Raw genomic sequence first — 16,457 nt, forward strand, 5'->3', positions numbered from 1 at the left:
GGTCGCAGGATTCCGAGGCAGCAGGAGCTGAGTCTGCCCGGCTACCCGGGGGCTTCGACCGCATCGGGAACCAGGTCAGCGACCAATTCCAGCTCGACGCTTTCGGCGAGGCCCTCCTGCTGCTCGGCACGGCGGCCCGCCACGACCGGCTCGATGCCGGCGCCCGGCGAGCTGCGTCCCTCGCCGCCGACGCCATCGCGCGCCGCCATCACGAGCCCGACGCCGGCTTATGGGAACTGCCGCCCGCCGATGGACCCACAGCCGGCTGATCTGCGCCGCAGGACTGCGTGCGATCGCCCAGGCGAAGGTCTCGGCAACGCGGTCGGCCGAGTGGCTGGCGCTGGCGGACCGGCTGGTCTCCACGGCCACTGCCGCGTGCTTGCATCCGTCGGGGCGTTGGCAACGCTCCCCCGATGACCCGGGCCTGGACGGTGCCCTGCTCTTCCTCCGTTGCGGGGAGGGCTCCCGGCCGATGACCCACGCACGGTCGCAACGCTGCGGGCGTACGTCCGGGAACTGTCGCAGGATCATTTCGCCTATCGGTTCCGCCACGACGACCGACCGCTGGAGGAAGCCGAAGGCGCCTTTCTCCTGTGCGGCTTCGCGACGGCGCTGGCCGAGCACCAGCAGGGCAACGAGGTGGCCGCCCACCGCTGGTTCGAACGCAACCGCACGGCTTACGGTCCCCCAGGGGGTCCCCCAGGGCTCTTCTTCGAGGAGTACGACGTCATACAACGTCAGATGCGCGGCAATCTGCCCCAGGCATTCGTTCACGCATTGATGTGGGAATGCGCCCTCCGCCTGGCCGAACCCTGGCGTGGACCGTAAGACCGTGGGGCAGCCTCACCCCTGAAGTAGGGATATCCCCACCACCTCCGTCCCCCAGTCGGTGGAGGTGAAGTACAACCGGTCGATGCTGTCGAGGGTGGGGGCCGAACCGCGAGGCTCGGGGCATGAGAGAGCTACCCGTGCGGGCCGCTCGGTGGAGTGCGTTGCACCCCTGGCGGGCGATTGTTGGTTGGTTGGTTTTCGTGGTGGTGTGCCTCGGGCTGGGGGCGGCGGTGGGGACCCACAGCGCCTCGACCGAGGACTATCGGGTCGGTGAGGCCGGCCGGGCCGAGGCGATGGCGGCCGAGGGGCATCTGCAGCGGAAGCCCATGGAACAGGTGCTGGTGTCGGCGAAGGGCGGGGCGCCGGATCGGCGCGCTATCGATGCAGCGGCACATGAGGTCGCCGTACGGATGAGGACATTGCCCGAGGTCGAGAGCGTGGCCGCGCCGCGGGCCGCGCACCACGGGAGCGCCCCGGTGGTCATGGTCGAAGTGACCATGAAGGGCGCGGAGTTGGCCGCGCGTCAGCACGTCGGGCCGTTGCAGGCGCAGACCGCGGCGGTGCAGCGAAGCCATCCGGAGCTGGTGGTGGAGGAGACCGGGGGGCCGTCCATCAGTCAGGGGGTGGATGCCCAGCGCGGTAGTGATCTCGCGCTCTCCGAGGCGATCACCTTGCCGGCCACGTTGCTCACGCTGCTGCTGGCGTTCGGCTCGCTGGTGATGGCCGTGGTGCCGTTGCTGCTGGCGCTGTCGTCGATCGCGGCGGCCCTGGGGCTGTCCATGCTGGCCTCGCACCTCTTCCCCGATGCGGGCGTCGGGACCAATGTCATCATCCTGATCGGCCTCGCGGTGGGTGTCGACTACACCCTCTTCTACCTCAAGCGGGAGCGGGAGGAGCGGGCGCGGTCCGGCGGCCGGCTCGGTCCGGAGGCTGTGGTGGAGCTGGCCGCGGCGACCTCGGGGCGGGCGGTCGTGGTGTCCGGGCTGGCGGTGGCAGTCTCGACGGCCACGCTGTATCTGGCCGCGGACGTGATCTTCTCGTCGCTGGCCACCGGCACCATCGTGGTCGTCCTGGTCGCCGTGGCGAGTTCGTTGACGGTGCTGCCCGCGGTGCTGGTCAAGACCGGACAGCGGGCCGAACGGCGGGCACAACGCCGGGCAGCCGTACCCGGCCCGCGGTGGCAGCGAACTGCCGGGACCGGCCGGAACGGAGCGGGTCACAGCGGCCGGGTGTGGGCGGTGCTGACCCGGCCGGCGAGCCGGCGACCGGCGCTGACGCTGGCTGTGTCGGTGCTGCTCCTGCTGGGTCTGTCGGCTCCGCTGGCGGGGCTGAAACTGGTCGAGATGGGCCGGGACACGCACTCGCGGGAAGTACCGGCGATGCGGACGTACGACCGGCTGAACGCAGCCTTCCCCGAGCACCGGGTCACCCATCAGGTCGTGGTGCGGGCCCGGCCGGACCGCGCCGAAGCGGTGGCCGGAGCACTCACGGAACTGGGACGCCGTACGCAGGCCGACCCCCTGTTCACCGGCCGCCCGCGGCTGCGTACGTCGGAGGACCGGCGCATCAGCGTGCTGGAGCTGTCCGTGCCGTACCTGGGGAATTCCGCCGAGGCGCGGGCGTCCCTGGACCAACTGCGGAGCAGCTACCTGCCCGCCACGGTCGGGCGGATACCCGGTGCGGAGGCGGGGGTGACCGGTGACGTCGCCCGGACCACGGACTACCCGGCCCACCAGAGCGCCAAGCTGCCGCTGGTCATCGGTGCGCTCCTGCTGGTCACGTTCGTCATGACGGCGCTGGCGTTCGGCTCCGTGGTGCTGGGGCTGCTCGGCGTCGCACTCAATCTGCTGTCGGCCTCGGCCGCGCTGGGGCTGCTGGTGCTGGTCTTCCAGGGCACCTGGGCCGAGGGGCTGCTGGGCTTCCACTCCACCGGGTCGATCGGCTCCCGGGTACCGCTGTTCCTCTTCGTGATCCTCTTCGGGCTGTCGATGGACTACCAGGTGTTCGTGGTCAGCCGGATCCGGGAGGCCGTCCTGCGGGGCGTGCCGACGCGCCAGGCGGTGGTCGACGGGATCGGCAGCTCGGCCGCGGTGGTGACCAGTGCGGCGGTCGTGATGGTGACGGTGTTCGCCAGCTTCGTCTTCCTGCACCTGATCGAGATGAAGCAGATCGGGTTCGTGCTGGCCGCGGCCGTGCTGCTGGACGCGTTCATCATCCGGATCCTGGTGCTGCCGGCGGCCATGACGCTGCTGGGCGAGGCGAGTTGGTGGCCGGCGCGCGGGCTGCGGCGGACGCGGCGGACGGCGCCCGTGCCGGTCGGCGTAGGTTGATCACCATGACTCGGTGGTCGAGGGGTGCGAGCGGCCCCCACTCCTTCGGTGGAACGGTCTTCGGCGGAACGGCCTCCGGCCGCCTCGCCGACCCGTTCCGGGCCGGCACCCTGCGCCGCTGGAACGCGGTCTGCTGGGTGTTGTTCGGCGCACTGTTCGTCGGGCTGGCCACGACGGAGCGGCCGGGCGGACGCACCTACGCGGCGCTGGCGCTGCTGGGCTGTGTGGTGCTGTGCTACGCGCTCCTCGACCGGTTCCCCGGCAACCCGGTCCTCCGGCCGTACACCTACCTGTGGGTGCTGGTCCTCGGGCTCGGGGGCAGTGCGTACGTCTGGAGCGGCTATGCGGCGCTGTTCATCGTGACGCTGCCGCACTTCTGGCTGTTCGGCCGTACGGTGCGGGCCTCGCTGCGCTTCACCGGGCTCGCCACGGTGTCCACGCTGGCCGGGAGCTGGCTGCGGAAGGGCTGGAGCGCCGAGTTCTTCGGATCGACACTGGTCTCCACCCTGATCGTGGTCGCGGCCAGCGTGCTGATCGGGCTGTGGGTGCATTCGGTCGTCGAGCAGAGCGGTGAACGGGCCCGGCTGATCGAGGAGTTGGAACAGACCCAGCTGCGGTTGGCCGAGGCGCACCGGCGCCAGGGAGCCGCCGAGGAACGCGAGCGCCTGGCGCGGGAGATCCACGACACCCTCGCGCAGGGCTTCGCCTCGGTCGTCGTCCTGGCCGAGGCCGCACGGGCGGGCCTGGCCACCGCCCCGGAACGGAGCGCCCAGCAGTTGCGCTCGATCGAGCACACGGCCCGCGAGAACCTCGCCGAGGCACGTGAACTGGTGGGCTCGGCGCAGCAGAGCCGGGTGGCCGCCGGCTCGCTCGCCCGCACACTGCAACGGACCCTGGACCGCTTCACCGAGGACACCGGGCTCACGCTCACCGCGGAACTGGCCGACCCGGTGTGCGAGCAGCGGACCCGGATCGCGCTGCTGCGCTGTCTGCAGGAGTCGCTGGCCAATGTGCGCAAGCACGCGGCGGCCGCCCATGTGAGCGTGGTGCTGGCCCAGCAGCCGTACGGGGTGGAGTTGGAAGTCACCGATGACGGGCGGGGGTTCGTGGTCGGCGAAGCGCCGGGGTTCGGGCTCGACGGGATGCGCAAGCGGTTGGCGGAGTTGGGCGGCCGGCTCACCGTCACCAGCTCGGTCGGCGACGGGACCCGCGTGCTCGCGACGGTCCCCTTGCTACCCGCGGAGCCGACTCCGGCGGAACCGACTTCGGTGGGACCGACTCCCGTGGAACCCACTTCCCTGGAGCACGAGGAGAGGGCATGACGGGCGACCTGACCCAGCACCCGACCAGCGGCGCGGTCCGCGTCATCGTGGTCGACGACCACACGGTGATGCGTGCGGGCGTCATCGCCCTGCTCGCCGCCGACCCGGACATCGAGATCGTCGGCGAGGCGGCCGACGGCCGCGCGGCGCTGGAACTCGTCGGCCGGCACGCACCCGATGTCGCCCTGGTCGATCTGCGCATGCCGGTGATGGACGGGGTGGCCACCACGACCGCCATCGTGGCCAGGCACCCGGGGACCCGGGTGCTGATCCTGACCACGTACGACACCGACGCCGACATCGAGCGCGGGGTCGAGGCCGGCGCGATCGGATACCTCCTCAAGGACACCACCCGCGAGCAGTTGGCCGACGCCATCCGGGCGGCGGCCCGCGGGGAAACGGTGCTCGCCCCCCGGGTGGCCGAGAAGCTCGTCGCCAAGATGCGGCAGCCCGTCCAGGTACCGCTCACCGCCCGGGAGACCGACGTGCTCAATGCGGTCGCCGACGGTCTCTCCAACGCCGAGATCGGCCGCCGCCTGGTCATCGCCGAAGCCACCGTGAAGACCCATCTGCTGCGGCTCTACGCCAAACTGGACGTCAACGACCGTACGCGTGCGGTGGTGGTGGCGCTGGAACGCGGCCTGTTGCAGCGGGGCCGCTAGGAAGGACGTGTCTTCCCGTGTCACGCCCACATGAACGTTCCCCTCCGTGGAGCACGAGGGCGAGGAGCCATTCGTGCCCGGCCCCGGAAGGTCAGACGGCGCGGCCGAGCCAGCCGGCCAGTCGGCGGTGGATGTCGGCGTCGTCCGGGACGGGGTGGACCGCGGCGAAGGGCATCTCGCCACCGCGCGGCTCGGCCGGCAGGACCTTCTGGGCGATGGAGAAGGCCAGGCGGCCCAGCTCCTCGTCCAACTCCGCCCCGGGTGCGATGACCTGGGCGATGTCCCAGGTGTGGGTGACGATCTCCATCACATAACCGCTCAGGGCGACCCGGCCCACGGCCACACCCCACGGAACCTCGAACTCCCGGTCGAGCTTGTCGCCGTCCGCCCAAGCCGCTGCCGCGCGGGCGCGAGCTCTGCCGAGCGCGCCGGCCCAGTCGGTGTCGGCGATCTCCCCGGTCGCCGCGGCGACGTCCATCCCGCGGCCGCCCTCGCCGATGTAGGAGATCCGATGGACCGCGCCGACCGTGTGGCTCAGCAGCGCCCGCAAGTCGTACGCCTCACAGGGGGTCGGACGGCCGAGCAGAGCGGGTTCGAGGCCGCTCAGCAACTTCTCCAGCTGATCCAGAGCGTGGAGGAACTGGGGGCGGGGGTCGAACGCGTTCATGGACGCACCTCTCGTACGGGCCCGGACGGTAGGCGGGCCGATGGGACCACTCTGCGGGGTGATACCTGACATCTGCCGTCAAGTTTTGGCCTTCGCCATCCCGAAAAGTCGACGGGCTGCCGGCCGTTCGGCCATCCATCCTGTTGCCCCTGGAGGCCAGCTGTGCAGGTCTGCGCTGCTCAGCGGCTACTGAAGCGGGGTGCCCACGATCAGGAGCACGGCGGCAAGGTGGGCTATTACCCAGGCCACCCGGTAGCTGATCGTGCGCCGATTCCTGGTCACGAGCAGGCGCTGGAAGGAATCCTCCGCTCGTTCGAACTCGTCCGTGTCCGTCCACTGAACCCAGACGACCGGAAGGCAGAGCACGGAAGACACACCACTCGTCGCGAGCGCTGCGACGATCAACGCCTTGCCGATGGACATCCCGTCCGGGACGACGGAGAGCACGATGGAGGCGGCGGCCATGAGGAGCGCGTCATAGCCGAGGAGGACCTGAGCCTTCGCGTCGAGGACGCTCAGACATGTGTACAGGTACTCGTGCTCGTAGACCTCTTCCCTGCGTGGTTCGAGCCGTCGTATGGCGGCAAGATGCAGTGGCAGGTCCGGCCCCCGGTAAGTGCCTTGTAAGAGCCAGGACATCAGACGTCGGCTCGGATTCCACACAGCGCTGTCCCCCTTCAGCCGCTGGCTCCATTGAGCACGAAACCCTCGAAGAGCACAATGGGGACATGGATCTCATCCGGGAACGTACCCTGCTCGACGTCGCGCTGGAGGAGGCCCGCCTCGGGCTGAAGGAGGGCGGCATCCCGATCGGGGCCGCGTTGTACGGCGCGGACGGCGCCCTGCTCGGGAGGGGCCGAAACCGGCGTGTGCAGGACGGTGATCCCTCCATGCATGCCGAGACGGCCGCTTTCCGGGCGGCCGGACGGCAGCGTACCTACAGCGGGACGACCATGGTCACGACGCTCTCTCCGTGCTGGTACTGCTCCGGGCTCGTGCGGCAGTTCGGCATCTCGCGTGTGGTGATCGGAGAGGCCCGGTCCTTCGACGGGGGTCAGGCATGGCTCGCGGAGCACGGTGTGCAGATCGTGGTGCTGGACGACGACGAATGCGTAGCGCTGATGAGCGACTTCATCGCGGCCCGACCGCAACTCTGGCTGGAGGACATCGGGGAGCCGTAACCGTAGCCGTAGACACCCAGCACTGGGAGCACGCACTGCGCACCCCGCAGCCCTGATCGCCGCCCCGTCGCTGCGCACCTCTTGGCCTTCTGCGGCCAGGTCGTCTCGGCACCCAGGTCGGTTCGGCACGGAGCCCGACGTGCGCAAGGGGCAGTAGTCCAGGCCGATGAAGGAGTGTGCTCTACCTCTTGCCGGCAATCTGGCCGGGCGCCGACCCTTGTGGCTCCGGAGGTGGCGGCGGGCCCGCGTTCGAGTGGTTGATCCGCAGGTCCATGAGGTCCGGGTTGTACTTGGACAGGAGGTAGTACGGGCGGGCCGCAGCGATCAGGACGTCCCGCGAGCTTATTCCCCGGTCCAGTGCGTGCAGTTCCAGGGATCCCGCTCCGGCGCCCCATCGTTCGCTGATGTGGGTCGAGATACGGGCCGCCGAGAGGGTGTGGATGTCGAAAGTGGGCTCACTGCGCTGGGCGTGGTCGTTCACCGACTTCGCGGCGTGGACGCGCTTCGCCGCTGTCGAGAAGACCGGCCGCCGGCGCAGCGCGTCCAGCGCCAGGCCGTCCGCGGGAGCTCCGGGCGTGAGCTGGAAGCTGCGCACGAGAAAGCTGGCGAGCTGGTCCTTCAGCGGGCGTGAGGTCCGCTCCGTCGGGGTCAGCCACAGGTCGAGGAATCTCAGGTCTTCGGGCTTGCTCGATCCGGGGGCCGGGATGACGTGGCGATGCCGTGCGTGCTCCAGCACCCCGTCGAGGGTCGCCTCCGCGTACGGCGTCCCGCAGTGGGCGGCGCACTCTTGGATCAGATGGTTGAAGACCACGTCACGATAGAAGTCCGGGTAGTCGCGGGCGTAGAGCTGGCACATTCGCAGAACGCTCATCTCGGCGGTCTCGCCGTCCTCGGTGTCGACGCTGCGTGCCAGCAGCTGCCAGCGGTGCAGGTAAATGGTGGGGGTGACAGTGGGCTTGGGCGAGTGGTGCGTGGTGTCGTTCGCGTGGCTTTTCGTGCGCGCGCGTAGTTGGTCGACCAGTCGCAGTGCGTCTTCGCGCTTGACGTTGACGGCCCGGGTCGTGCACAGCCGCCGTAGCGCTTCGATGTGTGTGGCTGGTGCCCCGGCCTCACGGGCGAGCTGGATGAGCTCCGGGTAGGAGCGCAGGCGGTACGGGCGCCGGGCCAGCGCGGCGATGAGATGGCCGGCGGTGGGCTCGTCGAGGATCCCGTCCTGGAGGCACAGGCGCAGGGTCGCTCGGATGTTGACGAGTGCTTCGGACAGCGGTCGGTAGCGTTCGTCCGCCGGCCCGTGCAGGAGGGCTACCTCGTCGTCGGCGGTCAGCCGGCCTTCTCGGTAGTCGTGGTAGATGCGGCCCACGCCGTGCATGCCGAAGGTGTCGAGCTCAGCCGCGCGCAGGGCGCCCATACTGGCCGCGCCGAGGACCGTGACACCGTTCTGGAGGAGCGTGAGGATCTCTTTGTGCCGGACCGCGCGGGTCTGGCGGAAGTAGCCGTCGATGATGCCGACGACGTCTCCCTCCTGAGGGGCGAGTCTCAGCAGGTCTCCTGCTGCTACCGGCGGGAGGACGGTGATGTCGTCCGCCGCGAGCAGGTCGGGGGCGTCCGGCAGGCTGGGGCCGACCAAGAGATACCGGTTCATGACATGAATGCCGAGTCGTGGCTGAGGCCGGGGCAGACCACTCGTACGACGGGGACGCCCAGCTGGGGTCGGGTGTGTTCCACAACCAGCGGGGCCCGTCCGGTCACGGAGAGGACGCTGGTGACTGTGGTGTTCAGGTCGTCCGCCAGGGATTCGTTGCGGACGGAGGCGATTTCGTCGTAGGTGAGCCGGTCGGCCTGGGGAAGAGGGGTGGGAGGTACGGATCCGCTTGCTACGGCACGCCGGTAGGCGCCGGTGGTGAGGTCGTCCCGGGATCCGGCGATCTGGGTGGCGCGTGACTGTGCGGCTTCGGTCAGAGCGCGGCACAGGGCGACGTCACGGTCGAGGTGGGCGCCGGCGCCGGCGAAGAGCACCGGAAACTCTTCGCTCCAGATGGTGGCCAGAAAGCAGGCGAGCCCGGTGGGCGAAGGGAGCACCTCGACGCGAACCACGACCGCGGCCGCGTCCATGAGGTCGAGAAGGTCCCGGGCTGCGCCGTCCACGGTGGTCAGGTCCAGGGCGGGCGAGGTGCCGGTCTTGGCACGGGCCAGACAGTCCCGTTCGATGACCTCGTAGAGGCCGTGGAGGGTCGCTTCGGCAAAGGTGTTGCCGCTGGCGAGTCCGTTGCTGTTCTGGGCGAAGAGTGGCGGCATCCAGGTGTCGCGGACGCGGCCGTCAAGGCGCAGCAGGTCGGTCGGCAGGAAGGTGTCCGTGCCGTCGTCCAGGCGCTGTGCTCTCGTCCATTCGAGCTCCAGGCCGGACCAGAGGTGGTGGCGACGTTCCAGAGGCAGTTCCTGAACGCGGTAGCCGCAGACGCGTTCCATGTCGGCAACGGTCGCGGTCGTCTCGCCGGGATCGACGCGCTCGGCGTGCCAGGACTCGATCGATTCCATGGCAGCGGAAATCCTGGCGAGGTCGTGCGTGACGCCCTTGCCTTGGCTTACCGACATCGTCCGGGAGTCCGGGCGGACGGCCTGGTGGACCGGTATGCCGATCTCATCGAGCCAAGTGACGTCGGCGAGCCGGGTGATACCGATGACGGGGAAGAGTGGCTGGATCCGGCGCAGCGTCTCCGCGGGGGTCAGGACACGGTGGGTGCCGGACACACAGGCCTTGCGGGTGTCGTCGAGGGAGAGGACGGGCTGAGCGAGCGCTCCGTCCCCTCCCGACGCGATGTCCGCCATGCCGCTCTCAGCGTGGTCGACAGTGGTGGGGCAGCTCAATCGGGATCGTCACACGCCCTGGATGTCGGCGGGCTCAAGGTCGTCGTCGTCCTTCAGCTGGACGGACCAACAGGTGTCCCTGCTGGCGGCCTTGAGGGTCCTGAGGTCCTGCTCGTCACGGAGTTCGGCTGCAGTGGGGAACTTGAGAGTCATCTGCCAACCCTTTTGTCGTAGACCGATTTCTCGCCGAATGTAGCCGACTTATGGTCATCTTAGGAAGATCTCATCCGATCCAACTCAGGCCGCCCGATGCGGAGTTCACTTCGCAGGCGTCGCGGCAACGAGGACCACCTGTCTGTCCTGACCGTGCTCGAACAGGCGCACCCGAAGCCCGCAACGGGTCAGCTGGTCGACCACGGCCGCGCTGTCCTGGTAGAGGTAGCGCCAGACAAGCACGGTGTCGCCCGGCTCGAACGACACCGTCCGCCGTTCCTGTCCGATGTCGAAGGTCACCGCGACCGGCTCCAGGAACCGTGCCCGGACGAAGACTTCGCTGCGACTGGGGTCGAACCCGGTTTCGGTGACGTACCAGGACCGGTCGATGGCGAGCAGGTCCAGGCCCGCCAGTTGCTGCGGCTTGTAAGGGCCACCCACGCTGACCTGATCCATGAACGGGGGCCGGTCGACGCCGGTGTCGATGCGCAGGGTCAGCAACAGCACGTCGTGGACACTCATGAAGCGACGTACATGGCCCAGGACTTCGGCCGGATCAAGGAAGTTGTACAGCGTCCCACCGGCCAGGACGACGAAGCGCACCGGATCGGCACCGTGGTCAGGTGCGCCCTCGGTGGCGAGGAACCCGGCGAGATCGGGTCCGGTGAAGTCGCCACGGCGCAGCTCGAAACTCTCCCCGTGGGCGGGGAATGCGGCTCGCAGGTTCTCCCTGGCCAGCTCAAGGATCTCGGCGCTGATGTCGAGCGCGCGATAGCCGGCGAAGCGGCTGCTGTCCAGCAGGTGACGGATCAGACCGCGCACCGGCCGCGTCGTTCCCGGCCCGAGATCGATGATCTGCACCGGCGTTGATGACGGGGCAAGAGCGAGGAGCTGCTCGGCGTGACGCATGAGGAGGGTGTCGAAGTCACCCAGCATCGGCGCGCGATCGGGATCGGAGGGCTCTTCGCCCTCTCGCCACATTTCGCTCCCGTCGCCGAGGTAGGTCAGTTCGTAGGGGAACTCGGCTCGTTGGCTGAGCGAATCGACGATGGCTTCCACCTGCTCCGCCGAGTAAAGGCGAGAGAAGTCACCACGCGGCGTCACCACATGCTGTTGTATACCCATCCGGCGGAGAGTACCTCGTCAGCCAGCCAGGTCCATCCAGTCAGTCACCCATGTCTGTCCAGTCGCGTGCTACCGCCCTGGGGTCGGGGCGGACCGACAAGCTCCCGCGAGGGCAGGGGAGTTGGGTCTCAAGCGCCGGTAAGCCCACCCGAACGACGCCCGGCTGCCTGCCTGCCCGGCGCAGCAGGTTGAACCGGACGTCGCGTCCCAAGGCACGGAGCCCAGGCCGGCACCGGGGCCGGGAGGGCCCGCTGGGGGCCAAGAGGACCCGGTGAGAGGGACGGGAGGAGCCGCCGGGCGCCGGGAGGGCACGCCGGGCGCCGCGCCGTCATCGTCCGTACGGCGAGGCGGCGACGCGCCGACGCGGCCTCCTGCGGCGACGTCTTCGAACCGGCCCCGGATCAGGCCACCCATCCCCCGGTGACGCCGAGGACCGCGGAACCATCGAGGTCGGTCAGCTTGGTGCCGGTGAAACCGCGCGCCCAGTCAGAGGTCTGGATGCGGAACGCGGGCCGGTCGGCCTCCAATGCCTCCATGACGGCCTCGGCCGCCTCGGCCGGCGTCTGCGCGTTGCTGCCGAGGAACTGGGCGACGGTACGGTCCAGGTAGGCCTGCAAGGTGTCTGCGTAGGGGCCGGCGGCGGCCACCTCGGCCTCCAGATCGACCCCGAGGTTGTTCACGAACTCGGTCGCCACGGCGCCGGGCTCGACGACGGACACCTTGACTCCGAGCCGGGCCGCCACGGGCGCCAGGCTCTCCATGAAGCCCTCGACCGCGAACTTGGCCGCGCAGTAAGCCTCGTTGAAGGGCTGACCGACGACTCCCCCGACGCTGGTGACGGTGATCAGGCGTCCCCCGGCGGCACGCAGGTGAGGAAGGGCCGCCTTGGAGACGTGGAGCACGCCGAAGAAGTTGACCTCCATCACCTCGCGCACGTCGGCGACGCTCTCGTTCTCCAGGGTGCCGAGGTGGCCGGCGCCGGCATTGTTGATCACGGCGTCGAGCCTGCCGTAGTCGGCGATCACCCCGTCGATCGCCGCGGTGACCGAGGCTTCATCGATGACGTCGAGCCGCCGGACGTCGAGCTCCACCCCCGCCTCTGCCGCGGCCGTGCGCAGCGCGTCGGCCCGGCCCGGGTTGCGCAACGTCGCCACGACACGCCATCCGGCCTGGGCCGCGGCGACCGCGGCCGCGAGGCCGATGCCGGAGGACGTGCCGGTGATCAGGACGACCTTGGAGGTCGAGGGAGCCTGGGGAACCGTGTGGGAGGACGGGGAAGACTGGGAAGACATGGCAAAAAACCTCTCGGGTCCGGATATCCGACTCCGGATACCGGGGCTAATTTAAGTGCGTGTACACACACCATAAGCATTGTGTGCGTGCACACGCAACCCTGTAGGCTGGACGCATGGCGAAGAAGAAGCTGACCCAGGCCGAGATGCCCGTGGCCGACCACGCCTTCTACGGCCTGGTCTGGGCCGGAACCGTGCTGACCGAGCGCGTCGACCGCGCCCTCACGAAGGCCCACGATCTTCCGGTCTCATGGTTCGAGGTGATGCTCTGGCTCGCCTCCAGCCCGGACCCGGTCCCCGCCTCCGTCCTGGGCAACAGCACCATGCTCAGTCGCAGCCAGGTGTCCCGGGTCGTCGATGCCCTGCAGGGCCGGGGACTGGTCACCCGTACCCCTTCCCCACGCGATGCCCGCTCGATCGAGGTGGCCCTCACCCCGGAAGGCCATCAACTCTTCGAGGAGGCCGACGCCACCCGCCGCGCCTGCCTGGCTCCCGTGTTCACCGACCTCCTCGACGAGACCGATCTCGCCGCCCTCAGCACCGTGTGGCACAAACTCAAGGCCAACAAAGACGCTCAGTAGGAACACCGGCGACAAGGGGGAGGGCGGGCGAGGGGGAGGGCGAGGGCGAAGCCAGAGAGCCTGCGGAGAGAAGCCGGGGGAATGTGCCGCCAACCCGCCCCCCAGTTCGGCGACAACTCGCCGCCATTACCCCTCAGTGGCCAACTGGCCTCAGGGGAGATGGAAGTGCTGTTCTTCGCCATGTGTTCCCCTGGCTGCGCCTGGTCGTGTGAGGCGTCTTGTACGGCGCCTCCGGGGCCTGCCGCGTGGATCGCAGGCCCCTGGGGACGGACGGCCGGGTCGTCGACGACGACCCGGCGGGAGCTCGACCGCGGTGGCCCCGGCCGGTCGGTCCTGGCTCTGCTCCGTCAGAGGCTGCGGGCGGTGATGTCGCCGTGGGAGGTGGTGGCGCGGATGTCGAGTTCGGCGGTGCCGTTGTTCTTCAGGGTGTTGCTGATCCGGCCGTAGCTGGTGCCGGCGTCCAGGGCGGCCGAGACGCCGGCCGCGGCGCCCACCGTGATGTCGCCGGACTGGGTACGGAGCACGACCGCCCCGCCTACGGCCTCGGCGATCCGGATGTCACCCCTCGCGGTGCTGATCTCCGCGGGGCCGCCCAGCCGGCCGACCTCGACATCGCCGTCGACCGCGGTGAGACGGACGCTCGCGGCCTCGTCGATCTTGATCCGGCGGTAGGCCCCTTCGAAGACGACATCGCCAAGGCGGCCGACGCCGCGGAGCTCGCAGGCGGCAGTCTTGGCCTCGATACGTGAGCCGGCGGGCAGCTGGACGGTGACCTCCACGGAACCGGACGGCCCGAAGAGCTGGTTCTTGGGCTCAGGGGTGCGGATCCGCAGGACGCCATCGGCGTAGGCGACGGTGGTCTGCTCGGCGACCTGGACATCGCGGCTCTTGGAGGGCTTGGCGGGCAGGACCTCGACGGTGGTGTCGGCCCGGTCGGCGGCGATGAACTGAATGCGTCCGGCGGGAATGTCCAGGACGGCGGAGATCGGGGCGGGGGTGTCGAACTTCTGCATGGTGCTCTCCTGTGCTCGCCGGGTGTTTCTGGCAACGGAAACGCTACGTTGCATTCCATGCGTCGGCAACATGCTCATTGCCTGGAATAGGCATTAGCACAGGTAAAAGCCAGGAAAATGTTGCAACGATCTCGCCGGTAACGCAACACCAACGCCATGGTCATTGCAATGGAGTGGGAGTGAACGCTATAGCGGAGGGGGCAGGACCGCACCCGAACTTGTCCAGCGCCCCGGCATCAGCCCGGCACTCCCTCCAAGGCGCTCGCATTCCTCGAAGGCCAGGGCCTCCGACCAGAGGGAAGCAGCGCCGGGCGTTCTCCGACTTCTGGTGCCGCGCCTTGGCCACGAGCATCGGCGCGCGCGACCCGGCGTGGCCGAAGTGGGTCGCCCCTGAGTGCCGCCGAGTGCCGGCGGGTGTCGCGTGATCGCTGCGGCGGCGGTGCCCGAGTGCGGGTATACGTAAAGGGCGGTTAGGACCGCATACATCGCATATCGGGCAGCGTTGCGGAAGGAAGGTTGGCCATGAAGTTCGCAGTCGTCGGCGGGACCGGGCTTATCGGCTCACGGGTGGTGGAGAACCTCAACGCGGCCGGACATCAAGCCGTACCGCACTCCCTGTCCACGGGCGTGGACATCATCACTGGCCAGGGGCTGGATGCGGCCGTGACGGGCGCCGACGCCGTCATCAACCTGACGAATTCCCCCACCTTCGACGACGCCTCGCTCGCCTTCTTCCAGACTTCGATGGACAACCTTCTCGCCGCGTGCGAGAAGAGCGGGGTCAGACACTTCGTCATCCTCTCGATCGTCGGCGTGGACCAAGTGCCCGATCTGGACTACTACCGGGCGAAGGTGCTTCAGGAAAACATCCTCAAGGCCGGACCGATCCCGTACTCCATCGTCCGCGCCACCCAGTTCATGGAGTTCATGGACGCGACCCTGGCCATGACCACCGAGGGCGACACCGTGCGCCTGCCACGTACACCCATCCAGCCGATCGCCGCTGCGGACGTCTCCAGGACCGTCGCCGAAGTCGCCGCGGGCAGCCCCCTGAACGGCGTACTCAACATCGCAGGGCCCGACGTCTACCCCCTCGACGAACTTGGCCGACTCACCCTGACCGCCAAGGGCGACGGGCGCTCCGTCGTCACCGACGACAGCGCCGGCATGTTCGCCGCCGCCCCCGACGACGTCCTCACCGCCCCGAACGACGCCCGCATCGCCCCCACCCACTACACCGATTGGCTGTCCTGAAGGGCCCTCCTGCCTCGAAGGTCTCCTTCCTGTGCTGGCCCCCTACGCTGACAGCATCGGGACCCAGTACCCCATCACCTTGCGTAGACGCTCCCGGTGGTCGGCAATCCAGTCGTCCGGCGGGACGACTGGCACCCGCACGGTGACCATGGAGCCCGACTCGTCCTCGACGACCACTTCTGGACAGTCACGCTCGCCGATGAGCTGGATGAAGACGGACGGCCCCCTGCTCATCTCCATCCAGGCACCCTCCTCGCCCGCATCGAGTCTGTTCAGCGCGTTGGACCAGTCTTCAAGTTTCGAGGTGGACAGCACCAGGCCGATACGGCCGGACACGAAAGGTGTCCTGACCACGATTTCGGCATCGAGTCCGGCGCTCCACCCGGGATCGCGCCCCAGGACGTTGACGGTGACGCTGTTTCCCTCGTCATCGGCGAGGCAGATGAGCTCCCTCGGAGCGATCTCGCCCATAGCTGCCCCTTCATCCGCGAGTATCAGAGATCACCGCCAGCCTCACCGAGCGAACCCCTCGTCCGCTTTACTGCCAAGGGCACGGCGGCCACGGTGACACGATGGTGACATACCCTGCCACAACTCCCCCGCGCCTCAGGGGTCTTCCTCATCGGGTGCAACAAGCGCCCCTGAGTGAACCGGGGAGAATCATGAAGCCTCTGCGTAGGGCCGTCGTGGCCACGGTGTTGGCGTCCGCCGCAACGGTCGGCTCCGTTGCGTTCGCGATGCCCGCGTCCGCCGCGAACAGTTCCGCCGCGTCTGCCGTCGCCGCGTACAACGGGGTCTGCGGGGCGGGATACAAGGTGGTGGACTTCAGCAACATCGGCACTTTGGGAACGGCGTACCTGACGTGGAACGCCACGACCGGGGAAAACTGCGCAGTGACCGTGCGCGCCCGTTCGGGTGCGGCGGTATACCTGCACGCCAAGGTGTACCAGACCAACAACACGCAGGTCAGCGCCTCGGATTCGGGCGCCTACACCTCCTATGCCGGGCCGGTGTACATCCCCGCGCGCTTCGAATGCGTCACCTGGCGTGGGCAGATCGCAGACCAGTACGTGACCGAGGCCGGCCACTGCGGCTGAACAGCCTGTGGGGCGGGTTTCAGGCCGGTCCTGCGTGGGAGCAACGATCCCCTCTTCGGCTCTTCTACCGCAGCAGCAGAACAA

Annotated in this window: 18 protein-coding genes; 8 read left to right on the top strand and 10 right to left on the bottom strand. The window is 68.9% G+C overall.

The genetic code is table 11. The features are described from left to right. Nucleotides 1-41: 41 nt before the first annotated feature. Nucleotides 42-212 carry a hypothetical protein gene (locus tag ACZ7MX_RS01620; protein ID WP_472128259.1) on the bottom strand — a complete coding sequence of 57 codons (171 nt, stop codon included), beginning with the start codon at nt 210-212 and terminating at the stop codon, nt 42-44. A 238-nt stretch (nt 213-450) separates the two neighbouring features. Here ACZ7MX_RS01620 and ACZ7MX_RS01625 point away from each other — a divergent pair, with 238 nt between their 5' ends. From ACZ7MX_RS01625 to ACZ7MX_RS01640, 4 genes are all read left to right on the top strand, one after another. Next, the gene (locus ACZ7MX_RS01625) at nt 451-828 is read left to right on the top strand and encodes a hypothetical protein (RefSeq protein WP_472128260.1); all 378 of its coding nucleotides are present in this window, start codon (nt 451-453) and stop codon (nt 826-828) included. Between the two features lie 125 nt (nt 829-953). Continuing rightward, the gene (locus tag ACZ7MX_RS01630) at nt 954-3,161 is read left to right on the top strand and encodes an MMPL family transporter (protein WP_472128262.1); all 2,208 of its coding nucleotides are present in this window, start codon (nt 954-956) and stop codon (nt 3,159-3,161) included. Between the two features lie 5 nt (nt 3,162-3,166). Then, nucleotides 3,167-4,483 (top strand): sensor histidine kinase, encoded by a 1,317-nt coding sequence (locus ACZ7MX_RS01635; RefSeq protein WP_472128264.1) that lies wholly within the window; start codon nt 3,167-3,169, stop codon nt 4,481-4,483. After that, the gene (locus ACZ7MX_RS01640; RefSeq protein WP_472128265.1) at nt 4,480-5,145 is read left to right on the top strand and encodes a response regulator; all 666 of its coding nucleotides are present in this window, start codon (nt 4,480-4,482) and stop codon (nt 5,143-5,145) included. The genes ACZ7MX_RS01635 and ACZ7MX_RS01640 overlap by 4 nt, the downstream gene beginning before the upstream one ends. Before the next feature lie 91 nt (nt 5,146-5,236). Here the strand turns inward: ACZ7MX_RS01640 and ACZ7MX_RS01645 are convergent, their stop codons facing one another. Beyond that, nucleotides 5,237-5,812 (bottom strand): TIGR03086 family metal-binding protein, encoded by a 576-nt coding sequence (locus tag ACZ7MX_RS01645; protein ID WP_472128267.1) that lies wholly within the window; start codon nt 5,810-5,812, stop codon nt 5,237-5,239. Between the two features lie 186 nt (nt 5,813-5,998). After that, nucleotides 5,999-6,451 carry a hypothetical protein gene (locus ACZ7MX_RS01650; protein WP_472128268.1) on the bottom strand — a complete coding sequence of 151 codons (453 nt, stop codon included), beginning with the start codon at nt 6,449-6,451 and terminating at the stop codon, nt 5,999-6,001. A gap of 89 nt (nt 6,452-6,540) precedes the next feature. On the opposite strand from ACZ7MX_RS01650, the gene ACZ7MX_RS01655 reads away from it, so the two are divergent. After that, a complete protein-coding gene (locus ACZ7MX_RS01655) occupies nt 6,541-6,993 on the top strand; it encodes a nucleoside deaminase (RefSeq protein WP_472128270.1) in 453 nt (150 codons plus the stop codon). A gap of 181 nt (nt 6,994-7,174) precedes the next feature. Here ACZ7MX_RS01655 and ACZ7MX_RS01660 read toward each other — a convergent pair whose 3' ends face one another. The 5 genes from ACZ7MX_RS01660 to ACZ7MX_RS01680 form a co-directional block, all read right to left on the bottom strand. Further along, a complete protein-coding gene (locus tag ACZ7MX_RS01660; protein ID WP_472128271.1) occupies nt 7,175-8,635 on the bottom strand; it encodes a TfuA-like protein in 1,461 nt (486 codons plus the stop codon). Further along, complete coding sequence (locus ACZ7MX_RS01665) at nt 8,632-9,819, bottom strand: YcaO-like family protein (RefSeq protein ID WP_472128273.1); 1,188 nt, start codon at nt 9,817-9,819, stop codon at nt 8,632-8,634. The genes ACZ7MX_RS01660 and ACZ7MX_RS01665 overlap by 4 nt, the downstream gene beginning before the upstream one ends. A 48-nt stretch (nt 9,820-9,867) precedes the next feature. After that, nucleotides 9,868-10,011: a hypothetical protein gene (locus tag ACZ7MX_RS01670; RefSeq protein WP_472128275.1), complete on the bottom strand. Its 144-nt coding sequence runs from the start codon at nt 10,009-10,011 to the stop codon at nt 9,868-9,870. 105 nt (nt 10,012-10,116) lie between these two features. After that, a complete protein-coding gene (locus ACZ7MX_RS01675) occupies nt 10,117-11,136 on the bottom strand; it encodes an L-histidine N(alpha)-methyltransferase (protein ID WP_472128277.1) in 1,020 nt (339 codons plus the stop codon). Nucleotides 11,137-11,537: 401 nt separating this feature from the next. Beyond that, nucleotides 11,538-12,428: an SDR family oxidoreductase gene (locus ACZ7MX_RS01680; RefSeq protein ID WP_472128279.1), complete on the bottom strand. Its 891-nt coding sequence runs from the start codon at nt 12,426-12,428 to the stop codon at nt 11,538-11,540. 116 nt (nt 12,429-12,544) lie between these two features. Between ACZ7MX_RS01680 and ACZ7MX_RS01685 the strand changes: the two genes are divergently transcribed. Further along, nucleotides 12,545-13,009, top strand: a complete 465-nt coding sequence (locus tag ACZ7MX_RS01685; protein WP_467568904.1) for a MarR family winged helix-turn-helix transcriptional regulator — start codon at nt 12,545-12,547, stop codon at nt 13,007-13,009. A 347-nt stretch (nt 13,010-13,356) separates the two neighbouring features. On the opposite strand, the gene ACZ7MX_RS01690 is transcribed toward ACZ7MX_RS01685, so the two are convergent. After that, on the bottom strand, nt 13,357-14,022 hold the full coding sequence (locus ACZ7MX_RS01690) for a DUF4097 family beta strand repeat-containing protein (RefSeq protein WP_472128281.1): 666 nt from the start codon (nt 14,020-14,022) through the stop codon (nt 13,357-13,359). 522 nt (nt 14,023-14,544) lie between these two features. Here ACZ7MX_RS01690 and ACZ7MX_RS01695 point away from each other — a divergent pair. Then, nucleotides 14,545-15,276 carry an SDR family oxidoreductase gene (locus tag ACZ7MX_RS01695; RefSeq protein ID WP_472128283.1) on the top strand — a complete coding sequence of 244 codons (732 nt, stop codon included), beginning with the start codon at nt 14,545-14,547 and terminating at the stop codon, nt 15,274-15,276. Between the two features lie 42 nt (nt 15,277-15,318). Here the strand turns inward: ACZ7MX_RS01695 and ACZ7MX_RS01700 are convergent, their stop codons facing one another. Continuing rightward, the gene (locus tag ACZ7MX_RS01700) at nt 15,319-15,747 is read right to left on the bottom strand and encodes a DUF5959 family protein (protein ID WP_472128285.1); all 429 of its coding nucleotides are present in this window, start codon (nt 15,745-15,747) and stop codon (nt 15,319-15,321) included. 191 nt (nt 15,748-15,938) lie between these two features. Here ACZ7MX_RS01700 and ACZ7MX_RS01705 point away from each other — a divergent pair, with 191 nt between their 5' ends. Continuing rightward, a complete protein-coding gene (locus ACZ7MX_RS01705) occupies nt 15,939-16,373 on the top strand; it encodes a spore-associated protein A (RefSeq protein WP_472128287.1) in 435 nt (144 codons plus the stop codon). The last annotated feature ends 84 nt before the right edge of the window (nt 16,374-16,457 follow it).

Source organism: Streptomyces sp. NPDC107765 (assembly GCF_055657085.1).

Bases quoted from the DNA above. Each gene is read 5' to 3' on its own strand.
- ACZ7MX_RS01630 (WP_472128262.1), top strand. From the start codon at position 954: ATGAGAGAGCTACCCGTGCGGGCCGCTCGGTGGAGTGCGTTGCACCCC.
- ACZ7MX_RS01635 (WP_472128264.1), top strand. From the start codon at position 3,167: ATGACTCGGTGGTCGAGGGGTGCGAGCGGCCCCCACTCCTTCGGTGGA.
- ACZ7MX_RS01640 (WP_472128265.1), top strand. From the start codon at position 4,480: ATGACGGGCGACCTGACCCAGCACCCGACCAGCGGCGCGGTCCGCGTC.
- ACZ7MX_RS01645 (WP_472128267.1), bottom strand. From the start codon at position 5,812: ATGAACGCGTTCGACCCCCGCCCCCAGTTCCTCCACGCTCTGGATCAG.
- ACZ7MX_RS01650 (WP_472128268.1), bottom strand. From the start codon at position 6,451: ATGTCCTGGCTCTTACAAGGCACTTACCGGGGGCCGGACCTGCCACTG.
- ACZ7MX_RS01655 (WP_472128270.1), top strand. From the start codon at position 6,541: ATGGATCTCATCCGGGAACGTACCCTGCTCGACGTCGCGCTGGAGGAG.
- ACZ7MX_RS01660 (WP_472128271.1), bottom strand. From the start codon at position 8,635: ATGAACCGGTATCTCTTGGTCGGCCCCAGCCTGCCGGACGCCCCCGAC.
- ACZ7MX_RS01665 (WP_472128273.1), bottom strand. From the start codon at position 9,819: ATGGCGGACATCGCGTCGGGAGGGGACGGAGCGCTCGCTCAGCCCGTC.
- ACZ7MX_RS01670 (WP_472128275.1), bottom strand. From the start codon at position 10,011: ATGACTCTCAAGTTCCCCACTGCAGCCGAACTCCGTGACGAGCAGGAC.
- ACZ7MX_RS01675 (WP_472128277.1), bottom strand. From the start codon at position 11,136: ATGGGTATACAACAGCATGTGGTGACGCCGCGTGGTGACTTCTCTCGC.
- ACZ7MX_RS01680 (WP_472128279.1), bottom strand. From the start codon at position 12,428: ATGTCTTCCCAGTCTTCCCCGTCCTCCCACACGGTTCCCCAGGCTCCC.
- ACZ7MX_RS01685 (WP_467568904.1), top strand. From the start codon at position 12,545: ATGGCGAAGAAGAAGCTGACCCAGGCCGAGATGCCCGTGGCCGACCAC.
- ACZ7MX_RS01690 (WP_472128281.1), bottom strand. From the start codon at position 14,022: ATGCAGAAGTTCGACACCCCCGCCCCGATCTCCGCCGTCCTGGACATT.
- ACZ7MX_RS01695 (WP_472128283.1), top strand. From the start codon at position 14,545: ATGAAGTTCGCAGTCGTCGGCGGGACCGGGCTTATCGGCTCACGGGTG.
- ACZ7MX_RS01700 (WP_472128285.1), bottom strand. From the start codon at position 15,747: ATGGGCGAGATCGCTCCGAGGGAGCTCATCTGCCTCGCCGATGACGAG.
- ACZ7MX_RS01705 (WP_472128287.1), top strand. From the start codon at position 15,939: ATGAAGCCTCTGCGTAGGGCCGTCGTGGCCACGGTGTTGGCGTCCGCC.